Source organism: Pseudomonas sp. MDT1-17, assembly GCF_054898105.1.
The window spans coordinates 4175973-4194440 of the sequence record NZ_JBUBVM010000001.1 but is presented as its reverse complement, the minus strand read 5'-3'; the positions used below and the strand labels follow the sequence as shown (position 1 = coordinate 4194440).

Annotated in this window: 15 protein-coding genes and 1 tRNA gene; 7 read left to right on the top strand and 9 right to left on the bottom strand. The window is 58.4% G+C overall.

All coding sequences use genetic code 11. From position 1 onward, the window contains the following. Positions 1 to 160 precede the first annotated feature (160 nt). Positions 161 to 248: transfer RNA gene (locus ACYZTX_RS19395), tRNA-Ser, on the bottom strand. A gap of 123 nt (positions 249 to 371) precedes the next feature. Between ACYZTX_RS19395 and ACYZTX_RS19390 the strand changes: the two genes are divergently transcribed. Next, positions 372 to 1043, top strand: a complete 672-nt coding sequence (locus tag ACYZTX_RS19390; RefSeq protein WP_042609827.1) for a Bax inhibitor-1/YccA family protein — start codon at positions 372 to 374, stop codon at positions 1041 to 1043. Positions 1044 to 1108: 65 nt separating this feature from the next. Here ACYZTX_RS19390 and ACYZTX_RS19385 read toward each other — a convergent pair whose 3' ends face one another. Beyond that, the gene (locus ACYZTX_RS19385) at positions 1109 to 1546 is read right to left on the bottom strand and encodes an Lrp/AsnC family transcriptional regulator (RefSeq protein WP_008155029.1); all 438 of its coding nucleotides are present in this window, start codon (positions 1544 to 1546) and stop codon (positions 1109 to 1111) included. A gap of 135 nt (positions 1547 to 1681) precedes the next feature. On the opposite strand from ACYZTX_RS19385, the gene ACYZTX_RS19380 reads away from it, so the two are divergent. After that, a complete protein-coding gene (locus ACYZTX_RS19380) occupies positions 1682 to 2575 on the top strand; it encodes a DMT family transporter (protein WP_462035443.1) in 894 nt (297 codons plus the stop codon). Positions 2576 to 2582: 7 nt separating this feature from the next. On the opposite strand, the gene ACYZTX_RS19375 is transcribed toward ACYZTX_RS19380, so the two are convergent. Both ACYZTX_RS19375 and ACYZTX_RS19370 read right to left on the bottom strand, forming a co-directional pair. Next, the gene (locus tag ACYZTX_RS19375) at positions 2583 to 3602 is read right to left on the bottom strand and encodes an FUSC family protein (RefSeq protein ID WP_462037073.1); all 1020 of its coding nucleotides are present in this window, start codon (positions 3600 to 3602) and stop codon (positions 2583 to 2585) included. A gap of 68 nt (positions 3603 to 3670) precedes the next feature. Further along, the gene (locus ACYZTX_RS19370; RefSeq protein ID WP_462035442.1) at positions 3671 to 5296 is read right to left on the bottom strand and encodes an NADP-dependent glyceraldehyde-3-phosphate dehydrogenase; all 1626 of its coding nucleotides are present in this window, start codon (positions 5294 to 5296) and stop codon (positions 3671 to 3673) included. A gap of 468 nt (positions 5297 to 5764) precedes the next feature. On the opposite strand from ACYZTX_RS19370, the gene ACYZTX_RS19365 reads away from it, so the two are divergent. Continuing rightward, entirely contained in the window at positions 5765 to 6919 is a 1155-nt protein-coding gene (locus ACYZTX_RS19365) for a hypothetical protein (protein WP_462035441.1), read from the top strand. Positions 6920 to 6990: 71 nt separating this feature from the next. Continuing rightward, entirely contained in the window at positions 6991 to 8109 is a 1119-nt protein-coding gene (locus tag ACYZTX_RS19360) for a glycosyltransferase 61 family protein (RefSeq protein ID WP_462035440.1), read from the top strand. A 51-nt stretch (positions 8110 to 8160) separates the two neighbouring features. Here the strand turns inward: ACYZTX_RS19360 and ACYZTX_RS19355 are convergent, their stop codons facing one another. Continuing rightward, positions 8161 to 8832: a class I SAM-dependent methyltransferase gene (locus ACYZTX_RS19355; RefSeq protein ID WP_462035439.1), complete on the bottom strand. Its 672-nt coding sequence runs from the start codon at positions 8830 to 8832 to the stop codon at positions 8161 to 8163. 94 nt (positions 8833 to 8926) lie between these two features. Between ACYZTX_RS19355 and ACYZTX_RS19350 the strand changes: the two genes are divergently transcribed. Further along, positions 8927 to 9319 (top strand): GFA family protein, encoded by a 393-nt coding sequence (locus ACYZTX_RS19350; RefSeq protein ID WP_462035438.1) that lies wholly within the window; start codon positions 8927 to 8929, stop codon positions 9317 to 9319. A 322-nt stretch (positions 9320 to 9641) separates the two neighbouring features. Here ACYZTX_RS19350 and katG read toward each other — a convergent pair whose 3' ends face one another. The 4 genes from katG to ACYZTX_RS19330 all read right to left on the bottom strand — a co-directional run bounded on the left by katG (position 9642) and on the right by ACYZTX_RS19330 (position 16252). Beyond that, complete coding sequence (katG, locus tag ACYZTX_RS19345) at positions 9642 to 11897, bottom strand: catalase/peroxidase HPI (RefSeq protein ID WP_462035437.1); 2256 nt, start codon at positions 11895 to 11897, stop codon at positions 9642 to 9644. Positions 11898 to 12273: 376 nt separating this feature from the next. Beyond that, entirely contained in the window at positions 12274 to 14310 is a 2037-nt protein-coding gene (locus ACYZTX_RS19340) for an LTA synthase family protein (RefSeq protein WP_462035436.1), read from the bottom strand. A 32-nt stretch (positions 14311 to 14342) separates the two neighbouring features. Beyond that, positions 14343 to 14957: a hypothetical protein gene (locus ACYZTX_RS19335; protein WP_462035435.1), complete on the bottom strand. Its 615-nt coding sequence runs from the start codon at positions 14955 to 14957 to the stop codon at positions 14343 to 14345. Then, the gene (locus ACYZTX_RS19330) at positions 14954 to 16252 is read right to left on the bottom strand and encodes a sialidase family protein (protein WP_462035434.1); all 1299 of its coding nucleotides are present in this window, start codon (positions 16250 to 16252) and stop codon (positions 14954 to 14956) included. The genes ACYZTX_RS19335 and ACYZTX_RS19330 overlap by 4 nt, the downstream gene beginning before the upstream one ends. 325 nt (positions 16253 to 16577) lie before the next feature. On the opposite strand from ACYZTX_RS19330, the gene ACYZTX_RS19325 reads away from it, so the two are divergent. After that, positions 16578 to 17084, top strand: coding sequence for a GNAT family N-acetyltransferase (locus ACYZTX_RS19325; protein WP_462035433.1), 507 nt, complete (start codon positions 16578 to 16580; stop codon positions 17082 to 17084). A 129-nt stretch (positions 17085 to 17213) separates the two neighbouring features. After that, positions 17214 to 18434 (top strand): helix-turn-helix domain-containing protein, encoded by a 1221-nt coding sequence (locus tag ACYZTX_RS19320; protein WP_462035432.1) that lies wholly within the window; start codon positions 17214 to 17216, stop codon positions 18432 to 18434. Positions 18435 to 18468 lie beyond the last annotated feature (34 nt).

The window sequence follows — 18468 nt, the reverse complement described above, 5'->3', positions numbered from 1 at the left end:
TGGTTGCCCTCCCTTTTCTATAAAAAACTGGATCACACAGCCTGATGGGACAGTTATCGAGTGGGCAGGAGTGACTGTGGGCTGGACGGTGGGCTGTGAGGTTTTGCCCAAAGCCAGAAACGAAAAAGCCCTGAATAATCAGGGCTCTAACGTACAAATATGGCGGAGGCGATGGGATTCGAACTCATGGACCTGTTACAGTCGACGGTTTTCAAGACCGTTGCCTTAAACCACTCGGCCACACCTCCGTTTGCGTTGCGGGCGCCATAATACCTGAATGAAACACACTGTCAAACTCTCTCCATAGCTTGTTACAGAGCGTCTGTTATGATCTTTGCGACTGAACGTTTCAAACCAACAGGAGTGTCGCCATGCGCGAACAGGATTACGCAGTTAATAACAGCGTGCAGGCTGAGCAGCTAGAGGTTAGCCGCGTCCTGCGCAACACTTACGGCTTACTCGCTCTCACCCTCGCATTCAGCGGCGTGATGGCGTTTGTCGCTCAGCAGATGCGTGTCGGCTACCCGAACATTTTCGTGGTGCTGATCGGTTTCTACGGCCTTTTCTTCCTCACCAACAAACTCCGTGATTCTGCCTGGGGCCTGGTGTCGGCATTTGCCCTGACCGGTTTCATGGGTTTCCTGCTCGGCCCGATCCTCAACCGTTATCTGGGTATGCAGGGCGGCGCCGAGGTAGTCAGTTCGGCCTTCGCGATGACTGCGCTGGTGTTCGGTGGCCTTTCGGCCTATGTGCTGATCTCCCGCAAGGACATGAGTTTCCTCAGTGGTTTCATCACTGCGGGTTTCTTTGTGTTGCTGGGTGCGGTAGTTGCCAGCTTCTTCTTCCAGATCAGCGGTCTGCAACTGGCGATCAGCGCAGGTTTCGTGCTGTTTTCCTCGGTCTGCATTCTGTTCCAGACCAGCGCCATCATTCACGGCGGCGAGCGCAACTACATCATGGCGACCATCAGCCTGTATGTATCGATCTACAACCTGTTCGTCAGCTTGTTGCAGCTGTTCGGCATCATGAGCCGCGATGATTAATCGTCAGCCTTGAGGAAAAAACCCGCTTCGGCGGGTTTTTTCTAGCCTGCGATTTGACTAAAGGCTCACGCCATCGGTGGCAACCGACGCTTGACCGGGGTTTTCTTGACGATCGCCGTGTTGGTTTCGGCGTGGGTGTTGAGGCGGTCGAGCAGGGTGTCCAGTTGTTCCATCGAACGTACATGCAGACGGGCGATGAAACAGTCGTCGCCGGTGACCTTGTCGCACTCGGTGAATTCAGGGATGGCCTGGATCTGCCGCTCCACTTCCTGCAACTGGCCTGGCAGCGGGCGAATGCGGACGATGGCTTGTAGTTGATAACCGAAGCATTTTGGGTCGATTTCGACGGTATAGCCTTTAAGAACGCCACGTTCTTCGAGGCGGCGCAAGCGCTCGGCGACGCTGGGCGAGGACAGGCCACTAATTTGCGCCAGGGCCTTGAGCGAGCGGCGTGAATCTTCCATCAATGCCGTGATCAGCACTTGGTCGATATCGTCGGTCATGGCGAAACCCCTATTAGGCAATTAATTCAAACCACCTTGATAAAAAAGGCAGATGCCGAGTTTAGCCTGCTTTTTGCGCTGGAGAAGCCCCCCGGCGGATTGGCATACTTTGGGCTCAAACACAGGAGTCTGATGATGGACAAAACAATACGTCGCGGGTCATTTGAAATGACTGCCGCCATGCTGATTTCCGGGACCATCGGCTGGTTCGTGCTGGTGTCCGGGCAACCAGTGCTGGACGTGGTGTTCTGGCGTTGCGTGTTCGGCGCCGGCACGTTGTTGCTGATCTGCGCAGCATTCGGCTTCCTGCGCCCTGGCATTTTGACCCGCACCACGTTCTTGCTGGCCGTGCTCAGCGGCGTGGCGATTGTTGGCAACTGGGTGCTGTTGTTTGCTTCTTACTCCCGTGCCTCGATTGCCATCGGCACTGCGGTATACAACGTTCAGCCGTTCATGCTGGTGGGGCTGGCCGCATTGTTCCTCAACGAGAAAATCACCCTGCAGAAACTGTTCTGGCTGGGTATCTCGTTTCTCGGGATGCTGGCGATTGTCAGCGCTCATGGCGGGCAGGGCGAGAGCGGCAATGATTATCTGGTGGGCATCGCTCTGGCGCTGGGAGCGGCATTCCTATACGCGATTGCTGCGTTGATCATTAAACGCCTGACCGGCACACCGCCGCATCTGATCGCGTTGATTCAGGTTCTCACCGGCGTGCTGTTACTCGCGCCATTCGCGCACTTTTCGGCGCTGCCGCAAGCACCGAGCGCGTGGGCCAGCCTGGTGACCCTGGGCATCGTCCACACCGGTGTGATGTATGTGCTGCTTTACGGCGCGATTCAAAAACTGCCGACGGCACTGACCGGTGCGTTGTCATTCATCTACCCGATTGCGGCGATTTTCGTCGACTGGTTCGCGTTCGGCCATCGCCTGGAGCCGCTGCAATGGGTCGGTGTCGCCGCGATTCTGTTGGCCGCTGCCGGCATGCAACAGGGTTGGAGTTTGAAGTTTCGTCGAGCGGTAACGCCATAAACAGTCGTCAGATGTTCCAGCGCGGTGCAGTCTTGGTCAGGTGCTGGCGCATCTCGCCGATGTTGGCGGCTAACTGCCGGACCAGTAACCGGTAGCCGTCCAGCGGACTGTAAACCGGTGCGGCCAGGCTTGAGTCCGACGGCAGTTCGACAGGCCGACTCAGCCGCTGGGACGCACCGGATTTGAGCGCCCGGGCCATACCGATCAGTTGCACCCGAATCAACCGATGTTCGGCTTTCAAGGCCGATTGCAGATGGGCCATGGCGTCCGGGTCACTGGCATCCGGTCGGGTGTTGCCGAGGATTTCCAGGGTGCTGATACACATCCGCAAGTGGCGCTGAATGGCATCGAGTTCAGTCATGGAGACCCGCACTTCCTTGGACACCGATGGCATCAACGAGCGCAGTTGCACCATCACCGTGTTCAGGCGGCCCACGAGTTTGTGGTGTTCGTCATCGGTGACCGACTGGCCATTCATAATGCGCCCATAGAGTGTCGCGCAGTCGCGCAAGGCGTCGGCCAGGTTATAGCGCCAGGAATAAACCGCGTAGAGCGGCAGGGCGAAAGAAAATGCCAGGGCCAGGGCGATGCCGATCAGGATATCCACCCCACGCCACAATCCGTCGGTGATCGGATTGTCGCCATGCCCCGCAACGATAAACACGGTAATCGCCGAGAGCAACGCGGTGTAACCGCCTTTGCCGATGGCGTGGTACGAGAAGAAACCGCAGATCACCACCATCGCGAAATAGGTCAGCCACGGCATCCCGAGCCAGGCCTGTTGCGCCACCAGCAGCAAGCCGACGCCGGCTCCGATCAAGGTGCCGATGGCGCGTTCGGCGGCTTTTTTGCCGATGTTGCCGTGGTGCTGCAAACCGCCAATCACCACCAGCATCGTCACCGATGCCCACTCACCGTGGGGCAGGTTGATACCGGTGGTCAGCAGGATTGTTGCCAGCAACCCCAGCGACACGCGCACCGCGTGGATCACTCTGGCGTGGCGATAGCGCCGATACGGGTCCAGCAACGGACGCAGCAGTCGGCGCAACAGCGGTGGCAGACGATTGGCTCTGAATGTGCTCAGGCTCTGTCTCCTCAGAAGATGTAATCGGTGGTGAGGAAACTCGAACTGCGTCCGCTGATGATCTCGCTGATGAGTTCTTTGTTGGTTTCCTGGAACTTGGTCGCCACCAGTGTGCGGATCGAAAACACCCGCAGCGCATCATGTACCGACAGCGTGCCTTCAGCGGAGTTCTTGCGGCCGTTGAACGGGAAGGTGTCCGGGCCGCGCTGGCACTGGGCGTTGAGGTTGATCCGGCCGACCTGGTTGGCGAAGGTGTCCACCAGTCGACCGACCGCCACCGGGTTCGTGCCGAAGATACTCAGCTGCTGGCCGAAGTCCGATTCCAGGACGTAATCGATCACCGTGTCCAGATGCCGGTAAGGCACGATCGGGACGACCGGACCGAACTGTTCTTCCTGATAGACGCGCATCTGCGGCGTCACCGGGTACAGCACGGCAGGGTAGAAGAACGAAGCACGGGCTTCACCGCCATTGGGGTTGACCACGGTGGCGCCTTTGTCGACGGCATCCGCGACCAGCGAGTGCAGGTAATCGACTTTGCTCGCTTCCGGCAACGGCGTCAGCGCCACGCCGCTGTCCCACGGCATGCCAGGTTTGAGACTGGAGAGTTTGGCGTTGAATTTCTCGATGAAAGCGTCGACCACGTCTTCATGGACGAAGAGGATTTTCAGCGCGGTGCAGCGCTGCCCATTGAACGACAGCGAGCCGGTGAGTGCTTCGCTGACCGCGTTGTCCAGATCCACCTCAGGCAGCACGATGCCGGGGTTTTTCGCGTCCAGGCCCAACGCCGCGCGCAAGCGGTGCGGTTTTGGATGGAGTTTTTTCAGGTCGCTGGCGGCCTTGTTGGTGCCAATGAACGCAAAGATATCAATCTTGCCGCTGGCCATCAGCGCGCTGACGGTCTCGCGGCCGCTGCCGTAGATCACGTTGATCACCCCGGCCGGGAAGCTGTCGCGGAATGCTTCCAGCAGCGGACGAATTAACAGCACGCCCAGCTTGGCCGGTTTGAACACCACGGTGTTGCCCATGATCAGCGCCGGGATCAGCGTGGTGAAGGTTTCGTTCAGCGGGTAGTTGTAAGGACCCATGCACAACGCCACACCCAGCGGTACGCGGCGGATCTGGCCGAGGGTGTCCTGTTCCAGTTCGAAGCGGCTGGAGCGACGATCGAGTTCCTTGAGCGCGTTGATGGTGTCGACGATGTAGTCGCAGGTGCGGTCGAACTCTTTCTCCGAATCCTTGAGGTTCTTGCCGATTTCCCACATCAGCAACTTGACCACGGCTTCGCGCTGTTCACGCATGCGCCCCAGGAAAGCTTCGACGTGCTGGATGCGCTCGGCCACGCGCATCGTCGGCCACAAACCCTGGCCCCGGTCATAGGCACGGACGGCGGCGTCGAGGGCGGTCAATGCCGTGTCGGCATCGAGCAGTGGCGTGCTGCCAAGGATCACCTGTTCATCGCCATTTTCACCCGTCAGGTACACCGGGCTGCGGACTTGGGCGAGGGGCCCGGACCAGGTTTTCAGCTCACCGTCGACCAGGTATTCTCGCTGTTCGGTCTGGCCGTCGAGGCGGTATTTTTCCGGTATGTCGGTGGAGTCGGGAAACAGGTTGCCCAGGATGTGTGCTGTGGTCATGTCGCTACCCCGTGGGTGGTGGAAGCCATGCGCTGGCGGCTTGCAGTTCGCAATTCACTTCAAAGGTTATACGCCTTAATGACTCGATCTTTTAACTGCAATCAAGCGCAGATGGGCACAGCAGAGGGGTGATGGGCTGGATCTTGTGTTCCAACGCTGGCTCTGCTTGAGGTACTTGAGGCCTCAATTGAGCCGCGTCTGATCTCGCAACTGGAATGACCTTTTCCTGAAATGGTTCGGAGCAACGGCAGGCCGGCTCTGACAGGAAACATTTCGTCATAAAATATACGACTGACCCCCGCCCTACGTCGCTTGCAATGCCTCTACCCCGTATCTTTACTGTTACCAAACATTGAAGCATCGCCTCATCAAATATGTCTTTCATATCAAGGCTTAAGCACGCCTCTTGAAGTTTCGCCTGGATCTTTTTCTGATCTATCACCAGAAAATTCATAGGATGACGAAGAAATGAAAGGGAACTTGGCGGCCGTTATTCGAAAGCTCATATCTCCTTCGATGCGGCACGAAATAAGAACGGCTTCAAGTTGGTTGCGAGATATCCTTGGACGTGCGTGTTTCTGGCGCTGGGAGATTGCCAGGTTCAGACTGCAGAGCGAAAGTCCTTACGAAATCCTCTATATCGGAAGGAAAAAACAGCGGGAAATGGCCAAGCTTCTCATAGGGGGGAAGTCCCCGGGGAATATCCCTATGGCCGACGGCGAAGCGCAAACTTGCGCGTCGAATCATGTGGTAGTGGTCAGTGAAATGCCGACCTCGGGGGCCTTGTATGTACCCTTGTATCTGAGTGCCGTCGTACCACTGGGGCGATCCATTGAGGAGATCACCACAAAATACGATAGCGAGTTGCGTCGCAATATACGCAAGAACCGACCGCGCTACCGAATGATCCAGACGCTGTTGGATGAGGAAATTGAAAAGGCAGACAGGGAAATGCTTCGACCTTATGCCTCGGCAAGGCAAGGCATCCACGCTGCGCAATTTGCCACGCAGGAGGTTTTTAGGATAGCCAAGACGGTGGGCCGGCTCGACTTGATAATGCTGGAGGACGAAGTTGTTGCATGCCACCTTGGCTGCGTAATAACTCGGGGCGGAAAGCGCTACTGGAGCACACTACGTTTCGGCTATACCGAGGCGATTTTTTCAGATGCCAAAAGACTGCGCGAAGTCAATTCGATCACCACTTTCATGGCGCTTGAATGGGCGATCGATAATGGCTTCGATTATTACGACATCGGTCTTTGCCTGGCACGGCCAGATGACGGACTTCTGAAGTGGAAAAGAAGGCGCGGCGGTGATATTGATTCCTTGGGAAACCACGCTTATATGTTTGTCCGACTGCCCAAGACAGGTACAGCCAAATTCCTCTGGGACACGCCGCTATTCGCTGTCGAAGGGAAGGAAATGACCCTCCACCTTGGCTTACCGGACGGGCCAAGCGATGAGGAGGTCGCCAGCCGCTATCATGAGATGGTCTTTGGCGGGCTGCACAAAATTTATCTCCATTGCGCCCAGAGCTCGGGCGAACAGTTCATCGAGACCATGCGCAGTCGCTATGCCAGTCTGCAGACTCCACCCATCATGCAAAGGATTGTATCCAGCTGAGCCATTTCCAGTACTGAAATTACAGCGTTTCGCGCCTGACTACTGACCCTGTCCCGCGGGGAGGACTTTTCATGGAAAGCGATGTCTCGGAACTAAGCACGTCGACCGCTGGTAATCGAAAAAAATGGAGCCTTGCCGCCTACAGGTATATGGCGAGAAAAAGGCTGGCACGCAAGGCGGAGATCAACTTGAAAAGCCTGGCGGTGAAAAGCTGGGATATTGCACCGGGTGGGGTATTGCATTCACCGCCGGCTATCTTCCTGCCCGGTCAAATGGATCGTGTGACAGGATGGGAGGCGAAGCGCTTTTATCCTTTCGAGCATCCCGCTCGCACCATGGAAGGGTTGGGTGACGTGGTTCAAGGCCCGACACGGGGCTACTTGATCAAGGATGTCTGGCTGATCGATGGCGCGCTCTACAAGGACAATGCAAGTCTGTGGTTGTCTCTCAAACCGGGTATGTTTCCGCGAATTCTCGTAGAAAACGAGATCGAGCGCGGTGCCGTCTACTGCACGCAAAATGGAAATACCTGGTTTGGCACATGGTTGATGGAAGATTGCCCGACCTATGCGTTGGCCTGCGACGAAGGTGTCCCGGTCACCACCGCGCCATCCGCCAGGTTTCCCATATTTACCCAGGCCCCCGCGTACGAGGACTGGTTTGGCATGAAACCGGTTCGCTTGAACGGTGCGTTTTTTCGTGAGCTCGTGCTATTCGACGATGTGAGCAACAATCGAAGCAGGCATTTACGTTTCCGTGCCATGGGTGAAAAGCTACTGTCGCACGTGAACTATGAGTCTCACCCTGGCGTATTCATTCTCCGGGGTGGCGACGGTGACTTGCGCTTTTTGCGCAATGAAATTGAGCTCGCTGAACATCTGCGCAAGAGTAGGGGGTTTCGCATAATCAATCCGTTGAAAACCGATGTCCCGACCATAGTGGCGACCTGTGCCGGGGCGCGGACGGTGGTGGGGGTCGAAGGGAGCCAGCTCGTACACGGCGTCAATGTACTGCAGCCGGGTGGTTCGTTGCTGGCACTGCAGCCACCGAACCGTTTCGTCAGCTACTTCAAGTACCTGACGGATCGCGACAACCAGAATTTTGGCTTTGTGGTCGGAACGCCAGAGGGCGATGGCTTCAAAATCGACATTCAAGAGGTTGAGCGCACACTGGACCTGTTCCCGTCATGACGGCTGCCCAGGGAACGTTGGCCCAGGGGCGTGAATAACCAGGTGTGGGGCTCACCCCCGATGCTCGGCCACCAACAGCAACGACTGCGGCACCGGACTTTGCGGGTGCTGCGGCTCTTGCAGGCCGGCCAGCCGAAAACCGGCCATGTCCAGCGCATTGAGCCAACTGGACAAGGTGCGAAAGTACCACGGCATGGGTTGCCACTGCCCCGTGAACCCAGCGAAAGTCTCTTCCCGCCAGCCATCCTGATAGTCGCCCGCCGCCGCGATCCACGGATGCAGCGTCTGGATCACCAGCGCACCGCCAGGGTTGAGCAGGGCGTTCATGGCGGCGAGCAGAGGGATGATGTCCTGGTGCAGCAGGGCGAAGTTGGCGCAGATCAGGTCGTAGTCGCTGCCGATGTCCACCTTCGCCTGCACCAACGCTTCATAGCTCGCCAAATGCACTTGCGAAGAGCCCGCCGCTCGCGCCGCCTCGACCAGCGTCGCATCGCCATCCACACCGACCGCCTTGATGGCCCGTTCAGCCAGCGTACGCAGCAGCCAGCCCTCGCCGCAGCCCAGGTCGAACACGCGCTCGGGCTGGCGGCCTAGCACCGCCAGCAGGATTGCCTGGTCGGTGACCTTGAGGCGGCTTTCAATCGAGCCAGTGCGAATGGCTTCGATCCAGGATTGGGCATTGTGGTGCCAGCTTTGAAGGAGGGTAGATTCGGAGGCGGGCATTTCGATCTCCGCAGTGGTGGGTTGGATGGAAGGATAGGACAAGTGCAGGTGGATCGGACCCATTCCGACCGCTTGATTTTAGAGGAGACGCAGCATGGAACGATTCACCGGCGGTTGCCTGTGCGGCAACGTCCGAATTGAGGCTTCGGGACGCCCATACCGAGTCGGCCTTTGTCACTGTCTCGACTGCCGCAAGCATCATGGGGCGCTTTTTCACGCTTCCGCCGTGTTCCCTCAGAGTGCGGTGACGATCACTGGCGAAACACGCGACTACGCCGGGCGGTTCTTCTGTCCCCGCTGCGGCTCGTCCGTTTTCGCACGCACCGCCGACGAAATCGAAGTGAACCTGGGATCCCTGGATGCCCCTGACCAACTGACGCCAACCTACGAAAGCTGGATCGTCCGTCGCGAGTCCTGGTTGCCGCCGTTTCCGCTCACGCGACGATACGAGCGTGATCGAGACGCGACGGGTCGCTTTGAGGAGTAGGCCGCGCATTAAAAAAAAGCCCGCTGATCCAGTGACGGTCAGCGGACTTTTGCTTGGGCGGGTTTTGTTCTGATCCGTATTTTCCTTCGCTATCTGCATCTGTAATGCGATCGGACGCCGGCTCAAAATGACGGCACATAGCAAACTCATAACGTAGGAGGCCCCATGGGCAAGATGGCAATTTTCCTGGGTGGGTTTCTGGTGTTGACCATTTTGATTGGTGCCCTTGCCACGATTTCTCCCGTTTAGTCACTTCCTCCCATCAGCAAAAAGCACAACGCCTCCACATCGGGAGGCGCTGCAGTTTCAACACTACCGCTCGCTACTTAAGATCGAAGCGATCCAGGTTCATCACCTTGGTCCAGGCAGCCACGAAGTCTTTAACAAACTTTTCCTTCGCATCAGCGGTTGCATAGACTTCAGCCAACGCTCGCAACTGTGCATGAGAGCCGAAGACGAGGTCGACACGGGTGCCTGTCCACTTCACTTCGCCGGTTTTGCGGTCGCGGCCTTCAAACTCCTCGTTAGCCTCCGAGACCGGTTTCCATTCCACGCCCATATCCAGCAGGTTCTTGAAGAAGTCGTTGGTCAACGCCTCCGGCTGCTGAGTGAACACACCGTGTCTGGTTTGCCCGACGTTGGTGTTCAGCACGCGCAAACCGCCAATGAGCGCGGTCATTTCTGGCGCGGTGAGTGTCAGCAGTTGCGCCTTGTCGATCAACAGGTGCTCGGCCGATACGCTGTATCTGCCTTTGAGGTAGTTACGGAAACCATCGGCGATGGGTTCGAGGAAGCCGAACGACTCCACGTCTGTCTGTTCCTGGGAGGCGTCCATCCGTCCCGGTGTGAACGCAACCGTCACGCTGTGGCCGGCATTTTTCGCCGCCTGTTCGACGCCAGCGCTACCGGCCAGCACGATCAGGTCTGCCAGCGAGATCTTCTTGCCGCTGTTGTTGAACTCGCTCTGAATGCTCTCGAGTTTCGCCAGCACGCTAGCCAGTTGCTCAGGCTGGTTGGCTTGCCAGAACTTCTGCGGGGCCAGACGCAGTCGTCCACCGTTGGCGCCGCCGCGTTTGTCGGAACAACGGAAGGTGGAAGCCGCCGCCCAGGCAGTTGATACAAGCTGCGAGATTGTCAGGCCCGAGGCCAGGAGTTTGCTCTTGAGTGCGGCGACGTCACTGTCGTTGACCAGGGCATGGTCGACCGTTGGAATCGGGTCTTGCCACAGCAGTTCTTCGCTCGGCATTTCCGGGCCGAGGTAGCGGGAAGTGGGCCCCATGTCGCGGTGGATCAGCTTGAACCAGGCGCGGGCGAACGCGTCGGCCAATTGGTCCGGATTTTCCAGGAAGCGCCGCGAAATCGGTTCATAGATCGGGTCGAATCGCAGCGCCAGGTCGGTGGTCAGCATGGTCGGATTACGACGCTTGGACGGGTCGTGAGCATCCGGAATAATGCCAGCGCCGGCGCCATTTTTCGGTATCCACTGGTTCGCACCGGCCGGGCTTTTGCTCAGTTCCCATTCGAAGCCGAACAGGTTCTCCAGGTAGTTGTTGCTCCACCGGGTGGGCGTTGTGGTCCAGGTGACTTCCAGTCCGCTGGTAATGGTGTCCGGCCCTTTGCCGGTGCCGAAGCTGTTCTTCCAGCCAAAGCCCTGCGCTTCGAGGCCAGCGGCTTCGGGCTCGGCGCCGACGTTGTCGGCAGGTCCAGCGCCGTGGGTCTTGCCGAAGGCGTGGCCGCCGGCAATCAGTGCCACGGTTTCTTCGTCATTCATGGCCATGCGGCCGAAGGTCTCGCGGATGTCCTTCCCGGCAGCGACGGGATCCGGGTTGCCTTCCGGTCCTTCAGGGTTCACGTAAATCAGGCCCATCTGCACGGCAGCGAGCGGGTTCTCCAGGTTGCGCCCCTGTTCGGTACGGCTCTCCTCATTTTCCCCCGGCTCGGCAACGAGTGGGCCTTCGCCGGGTTCTTGCATGGGCTCATTTTCTTTCCCATAGCGCGTGTCGCCACCCAGCCACTTGTTTTCCGAGCCCCAGTAAACATCCTCATCCGGTTCCCAGACGTCCGGACGACCGCCGGAATAGCCAAAGGTCTTGAAGCCCATGGACTCCAGCGCGACGTTACCGGTGAGGACGATCAGGTCAGCCCAGGAGATGTTACGGCCATATTTCTGCTTGATCGGCCAGAGCAACCGTCGGGCCTTGTCGAGGCTGACGTTGTCCGGCCAACTGTTGAGTGGCGCGAAGCGTTGCTGGCCGGAACCGGCGCCTCCACGACCGTCACCGGTGCGATACGTGCCGGCGGCGTGCCAGGCCATGCGAATGAAGAGTGGCCCGTAGTGACCGAAGTCCGCCGGCCACCAGTCTTGCGAATCGGTCATCAACGCCGTCAGGTCTCTTTTGACCGCTTCAAAGTCCAGGGTTTTGAATGCTTCGGTGTAGTTGAAACCTTCGTCCATGGGGTCGGACAGAGACGAGTGCTGATGGAGGATCTTCAGATTCAGTTGGTTCGGCCACCAGTCGCGGTTCGTCGTGCCACCGCCAGCGGCGTGATTGAACGGGCATTGCGATTCATTTGCCATGTGTGAGCTACCTTTGGTCGTGTTCATCCGGCTATCCGGCCCAGCGTGGGCGTTAAATAGCAACGAGCGAAACCAATGACACAGGCTGCAGGGCCAGCAGTTTGATCAACTGATTGTTTTGATCACACGGGAATTCTGAACAGCGGCAATCGAGTTGCCTGCACGGCGGCCCACGGCAGGTTTAGTCAGGCTTCTGACCCATTCCTATCTCCTTATCAGCTTTTGACCGGCCGGCTAGGGTGCCAGCGCTCGACTAAGGTTAGACCCCAGTTGGGAAGTCAGCTAATAGGTGGAGTATTGGGTGGCGATAGGCAGAGTCTTTTACCGGCATCAGGGTAGGCCCGCGTCTATTTGAGGCATAGACGCGGGACAGCGTTTACTTGCGCACGTTCTGGTACAGCATCAGCCGTGAGGTTTCATGCATGGCGCGGGTCAGCTGCGACAGGCGTTTGAACTCTTCAGGGTTTTTCTCGGCGACGTTGTCCAGCGGCGTGGGTGACGCCAGGTCATGGAGACTTGGCGAGCTGCCGTCGTGCTCCATCTGCACCATATAGTGCTGAGTAACGCCAGCAATCAGCGGGAACGTGCCCTCGCGTAATACCAGCGGTACCACGCGTTCACCCTCGGGCGCTGGCTGCTGGATATCACGGCCCATGCCGCTGTTGCGAAACTCAAGGCCGGCCATGCCCGCCACGGTCGGCAGCAAGTCCACCAGGCCGACTGCTTCCTGGACCTTGCGCGTCCCGAGCAAGCCCGGCGCATGGATGATCATCGGCACCGCGTTGCTTTCCAGGCCCAGTTGCTCGTAGGCCGGTGCCAGGAAAGGGATCTGGGCGATACGAGTGTTATGGTCGCCAAACAGCACGAAAATGGTGTTTTCGTAGTAGCCGCCGGCTTTGGCGATTTCCATCAAGCGTCCGATGTTGAAGTCCAGCAAGCGCACGGCGTTGTACTGCTCGACACTGCGCGACCCTGCGGCCTGGACTTCGGCCAGGGTAGGGTGCTTGACCTCGAATCCATCGTTGCTCTTGGGAATCGTGAAAGGACGGTGATTGCCGGCCGTCTGCACATACGCAAAGAACGGTTTGTCCTTGGGCAGTGCTTGCAGGATCTGGTCGGTTTCCTTGAACAGATCCAGATCTGAAATCCCCCAGACATCCACCACCGGGGATTTCCAGTCCCGCTCTTCGAACAAGCGAACGCCGTCGATGCTTTGCCGAATCAAGGCATTCATGTTGGCCCAACCGGAGTTGCCGCCGATGGTGTAGATCTTCTCGTAATCGGTGAAGGCGTTGATCAGTGTGTTTTGCTTGGTGATCAGCGGATTACGCGTTGCGGTTTCCTGTCGAGTGACGTCAGGCACCCCGCTGATGCTGGCCCAGACGGTTTTTGCAGTGCCCGTCACCGGCACATAAAAGTGCTCGAAGAACCAGCTTTGAGTGGCCAGGCGATCGATATTGGGCGTCGGATTGATCGGGTTGCCATAGGCCCCGACGGCGCTGGTGCCCAGCGATTCAAGCATGACAAACATCACGTTCGGCGGCCGGGAGCCCGGAACTTTGTAGGGTTGTGGCGCCTGGTGACGGACGAAATCAAGGGTTTGCGGATCGGGCTTGTCTACGCCCAGGTAGTTGGCCATCACCGGGTAGAGTTCGCGCACCTGCGCTTCGTCATAGCGCGACTGGCCGACCTTGACTGTGTCATAGAGGAAAATCACAGGGTTCAGGCCCAATGCGGCAACCTGGTTATTGCCCGAGAAGAACGCATCGCTCCAGCGCAACGGGACGGGGTTTTCAAGGTTCATGTTTTCGACACGACCTAAAATGCCCAGCAGCACCAACACCACCATCAACGCGCCACCCCAGGTCGCGGCGAGCGGGTGGATGCGTTTGCGAGGGCGGTCCAGCGTTACGCGTTCCAGACGCACCAGGGTCAGTGTCACCAGCGCGACCGTTACCAGCCAACCCAGTGAAATCCAGATAACCGGGTAGGTTTGCCAGACCATATCGCGGGATATTTGCGCATCCTCGATGAAGCGCAGCACGGTGGCGTTGATTCGCACGCCCAGATAGGCGTAATGGCCAAAGTCGATGATGTAAATCAGCAGCAGGACGCTCAGGGCGACGAGCAGATACACGCGTGCGATCAGGCGAAGCAGGCGGCTGCCGATCAAATTCCAACGAGGAATCCAGGCCAGCAACGCCAACGGCAACATGACCAGGATGGCCAGGCGCAGATCGAAGCGAAAGCCAATGCCCAGGGTTTCCAGGACAGCATTTTGGTCGATCAGGGCTCTGGCGTCGAAACCGGAAAAGCCGAAGAAAAACACCACCCTGAGCAATGCAAACAGCGCAAACGTAATCGCTGTCGCGCCCAGCCAGTAATGCAAACGTCTCGAGTGCAGCCAACCCATCCATGTTCCCCTGTTATTGAAGTCGTTAAATCTCAAACGGATTTGGGCACGTCGCCCACTGCACTGCGGCGCTTGGTTGCCCAGCGATACGTCCAGCGCATGGCAAGCATCAGCAGTGCCACGCAGCAATACACACCCAGCAGCGGATCAACCAGGTAATCCCAATAGTTTTGCGAAGGTTTTATCCCGGCGATGAACGCCAGGGTCGCGCTGGCCAGCATCACGACTGCCAAGCCGTTGCGCAGGTAAAACAGGCCCAGTGTGATCACGGCGAAAACAATCAACATGGGGCGCGGGCTGTAGCCAAACCGATAGGGGTCCAGATCACTCATGCCCAGGGTTGCCGGGTACAGCACCACGGCCAGCGCGGCGAAGAGGATCAATACGCTGGTTTTACCCCGCGCAGGTGGCAGGATGTCCAGCCGACGCAAACAGCCCCACGCCATGAATACCAGGGAGGTGATCGCCAGGTCATCAATGTAGCTGCGCAAGTAGGCGGCCAACGACAACCCGCCCAGCGGTATGAAGCTGGCGGCCAACAACGCGGCCAACAGTGCGATCCGCCAGGTCCTGGGCAAGCCGAAAGCAGGCAGCAGCAGGAAGAGGATCATTGCGAAGCTGGCATGGGCTTGCCACAGGCTGATCATTTGAGACGCTCGTTGAGCCACGCATCGTTAAACGTGACGTGCTTGATGAAGGTGTTGTTCCAGGAATAAACCAAGTGATACATACCGTCGGGACTGCGGATGAAGTAGGGGTATTCATATTCGAATTCACACCCTTGGCTTTTACAGACACGGTTGTCGAGGTTGTCCAGGAACTGCGCCTCCAGCGCTTGGCGAAGTGCGCCACTGGAACCGCGGAACTCTTTGCCGATGATTTCCTTGTAGGCCTCGGGTGAAAACGGTGCGCCCGCTGGATCGGGTGACTTGTCGAGGTCGCGCAACGAGCGCCAATCGTCCATTTTTGCATCGGTCCCATACAGACTCAACTTGAAGCGCCCCTCCTGCAGGTCGTTGAGCGCCACCAGCAACCCGTGTTCGGGCGTCGCGACGGCCGCCAGCGAGGAATTGGGATTCGAAGGGTCGAGCGGATAAGGCTCACTCCAGGTTTGTCCGGCGTCTTCGGTGCGGGTCGCCAGAACACGGTGGTGGGTGTTGCCGGCATAGCGCAGCAAGGCGATGCCGCGCTGCCCGTCCAACGGAACCACTGTGGGTTGCAATGAGTTCTTGCCGTGGCTGATGCGGAATTTGTCGATCACATCGCCGTCTGCGCTCAAGTAGAGGTACTCGGCGAACTTGCCCAGGAATTCGTGGTAGACCGGTAAGCCGATGGAGCCGTCGGCATGAAATACCGGTGCTGACCGGACCAGGGTGCTGATGTTCAGAAAGGGTGAAGTGATCAGCTGGCGCGGAGCGGACCAATGTCCACCGAAGTCATCTGAAACCATCACATTGACCGCGCTACCGGCCCAGCCACCCATGGACACAGACACGTAGAACAACCACAGGCGATTATCCGGCGCGAGGGCAACCACCGGGTTGCCCAGCTTGCGAATGTATTTTCGAGTGCCCTGTTGAGTCGAATCCCGGGTCGCCAATACCTGTTCAGCCCCCCATTCGCCGGTTTTCGAGTCGAAACGGGCGGAGCGCACCTGCACATCGGCTGCGCCTTCGCGGGAGCCAGCGAACCAGACCGTCATCAGACTACCGTCGGGCAACGCGGTAACCGCCGAGGAATGCACGAAGTCAACCAGCCCGGACGAGGCGAAACGGCTGGTATAAATGGGCTTGGCCACTTGGCCGGCCACTGCCATGACTGGACTTATCAGGGCAAAGGAGGAATGCGGATTGGCAGGATTGACGAACCACGCGGTCGCAAACAGGCAAGAAAGTGCAAGGTAAGCACCGAGGGCAGGAAAGTTGGAAAGTTTGATGCGCATAATTAAGGCTTTGGCATCTCATGGCCAGATAAAGCGCTCAAACTAACACTCGGTAGTACATGATCGGGTTTAATGATTTTCTAATTTGTAATAAATTGTTTGTAGTGCGCTGCCATGTCGATCAGCAACACTCAATGGACAGGCTGAAACTGCCGGATTAGAGGGATGCCGATTCGAGCCAGCGGAGTTGACGGGCCATTCTCGCCGTTGGTCGTAAAAGTCGGACATGAACAGTGACGAGACTGAAAAGGAAGCTGATTTCACGCTTCTCTCCATCATCCGCAAAAAATAATCTGTCACACCGACACTTGGATGGATCCAAACCATGCACCTGACCCACCGTCCCGTCAGCGCTGAAGATATTCCGACCCTTTGCGCCTTTCCGCAAAATCCCCAAGAGCTGTTCTTTATGTTCCCGAAGGCGCAATACCCGCTGACGGAAGATCAACTGCAGGCATCGATTGCTCAACGTTCTGACTCAACGGTGGTTGAGAGCGACGATTCTGTTATGGGCTTCGCGAACTTTTATACGTTTGATCGCGATGGCGTCTGCGCGATCGGCAATGTGATCGTGTCACCCAAAGCTCGGGGGCAAGGTATCGCGAAGTTTTTGGTGCAGACGATGGTGGGACTGGCGTTGGAACGCCATCGGGCACGCGAGGTGCAGCTGTCGTGCTTCAACGAGAATACCGCGGGGCTGCTTCTTTATCCGCAGCTTGGGTTTGTGCCGTATGGGGTTGAGGAGCGCTTGGCGCCGGACGGGCGCCGGGTAGCGCTGATAAACATGCGGTTACTCACCGAAGCCAAAAGCATGGAAATCCCCTGCGCGTAGATAAAGCTTGCCCCGTTGTGCTGCGAAACGAGAGTTGCGAGCGCTTCTGGAAAAGCCTGGTGGAGGATCGTGAATTAGACTCAACACCGAACATCCGACGGTGGGAGTGACAACGGTGGCGGGATTCCTATGGATTCGCTGATCACAGCCGCAGCACAGGCGCTGGCAACAGGTGATCCGCTCGGCGCGCTGAACCGGGTCGCGTTGCGCGATGATGCGCCGGCGCTGGCGTTGCGCGGTATTGCGATGGCGCAACTCGGCGATCTGGTCCGGGCCAAGGCGCTGGTGCAGAAAGCAGCACGGGCCTTCGGTCCGAAGGAGCCCTTGGCTCGGGCGCGGTGTGTGGTCGCTGAAGCCGAGATCGCGCTGGCCTCCCGGGAGTTGGGCTGGCCGGTGAAGGCACTCGGGTCGGCGCGGGTGACGCTTGAGGCACACGGCGATCGAGTGAACGCCGCTCATGCGCGGTACCTGCAGATTCGGCGTTTGCTGCTGATCGGGCATCTCGATGAGGCCGACGTGCTGCTCGACGAGCTTGACCCCGCACCGTTACCGCCGGCATTGCGCGCCGCCCACGAACTGGTCGTGGCGGGGATCGCGATGCGGCGACTCGAGACGCAGAAGGCGCGATCAGCACTCACCAGGGCCGAACACGCCGCACGCGATGCCGGCATTCCTGCGCTGACGGCGGAGGTGGAAAACGCGGTCCTTGCCCTGAACACGCCTGTCGCGCGGCTGATTGCCCGTGGTGAAGAACGGCCTCTGGTGCTGGATGAGGTTGAAGCGCTGCTCGGGTCAACGTCGTTGGTCGTGGACGCGTGTCGCTACGTCGTGCGTGGCGCCGGCATGTCGGTTTCCCTCGCCACACGCCCGGTTTTGTTTGCCCTCGCACGGGCACTTGCCGAAGCCTGGCCGGCTGACGTGTCGAGGGAAACGCTGATTGCCCAGGCCTTTCGTTTGAAGCTCGCCGATGAGTCCCTTCGCGCACGGTTGAGAGTTGAAGTCGGACGGCTGCGCACGGCGCTCAGACCCTTGGCCGGCGTCATTGCAACTAAACGTGGTTTTGCGTTGGTGTCGCTGGTTGCCTCCGACGTTGTGGTGCTGGCGCAACCCGTCGAAGAGAAACACGCGGGGGTGTTCGCCTTCCTCGCCGACGGAGAATCGTGGTCGAGCTCGGCCCTGGCACTGGCCCTTGGCGTCAGCCAGCGGACGGTGCAACGGGCACTCGACGAACTGGCTTGCGCGGGCAAGGTGCAGTCGTTCGGTCGCGGCCGGGCACGTCGCTGGATGACCCCGCCGGTACTGGGTTTCGCGACGACCTTGTTACTCCCGGTGCCACTGCCGGGTGACTAGGATGAACGCCACCCACCCGTAACGAGGAAAGCCA

Bases quoted from the DNA above. Each gene is read 5' to 3' on its own strand.
- ACYZTX_RS19390 (WP_042609827.1), top strand. From the start codon at position 372: ATGCGCGAACAGGATTACGCAGTTAATAACAGCGTGCAGGCTGAGCAG.
- ACYZTX_RS19385 (WP_008155029.1), bottom strand. From the start codon at position 1,546: ATGACCGACGATATCGACCAAGTGCTGATCACGGCATTGATGGAAGAT.
- ACYZTX_RS19380 (WP_462035443.1), top strand. From the start codon at position 1,682: ATGGACAAAACAATACGTCGCGGGTCATTTGAAATGACTGCCGCCATG.
- ACYZTX_RS19370 (WP_462035442.1), bottom strand. From the start codon at position 5,296: ATGACCACAGCACACATCCTGGGCAACCTGTTTCCCGACTCCACCGAC.
- ACYZTX_RS19365 (WP_462035441.1), top strand. From the start codon at position 5,765: ATGAAAGGGAACTTGGCGGCCGTTATTCGAAAGCTCATATCTCCTTCG.
- ACYZTX_RS19360 (WP_462035440.1), top strand. From the start codon at position 6,991: ATGGAAAGCGATGTCTCGGAACTAAGCACGTCGACCGCTGGTAATCGA.
- ACYZTX_RS19355 (WP_462035439.1), bottom strand. From the start codon at position 8,832: ATGCCCGCCTCCGAATCTACCCTCCTTCAAAGCTGGCACCACAATGCC.
- ACYZTX_RS19350 (WP_462035438.1), top strand. From the start codon at position 8,927: ATGGAACGATTCACCGGCGGTTGCCTGTGCGGCAACGTCCGAATTGAG.
- katG (WP_462035437.1), bottom strand. From the start codon at position 11,897: ATGGCAAATGAATCGCAATGCCCGTTCAATCACGCCGCTGGCGGTGGC.
- ACYZTX_RS19340 (WP_462035436.1), bottom strand. From the start codon at position 14,310: ATGGGTTGGCTGCACTCGAGACGTTTGCATTACTGGCTGGGCGCGACA.
- ACYZTX_RS19335 (WP_462035435.1), bottom strand. From the start codon at position 14,957: ATGATCAGCCTGTGGCAAGCCCATGCCAGCTTCGCAATGATCCTCTTC.
- ACYZTX_RS19330 (WP_462035434.1), bottom strand. From the start codon at position 16,252: ATGCGCATCAAACTTTCCAACTTTCCTGCCCTCGGTGCTTACCTTGCA.
- ACYZTX_RS19325 (WP_462035433.1), top strand. From the start codon at position 16,578: ATGCACCTGACCCACCGTCCCGTCAGCGCTGAAGATATTCCGACCCTT.
- ACYZTX_RS19320 (WP_462035432.1), top strand. From the start codon at position 17,214: ATGGATTCGCTGATCACAGCCGCAGCACAGGCGCTGGCAACAGGTGAT.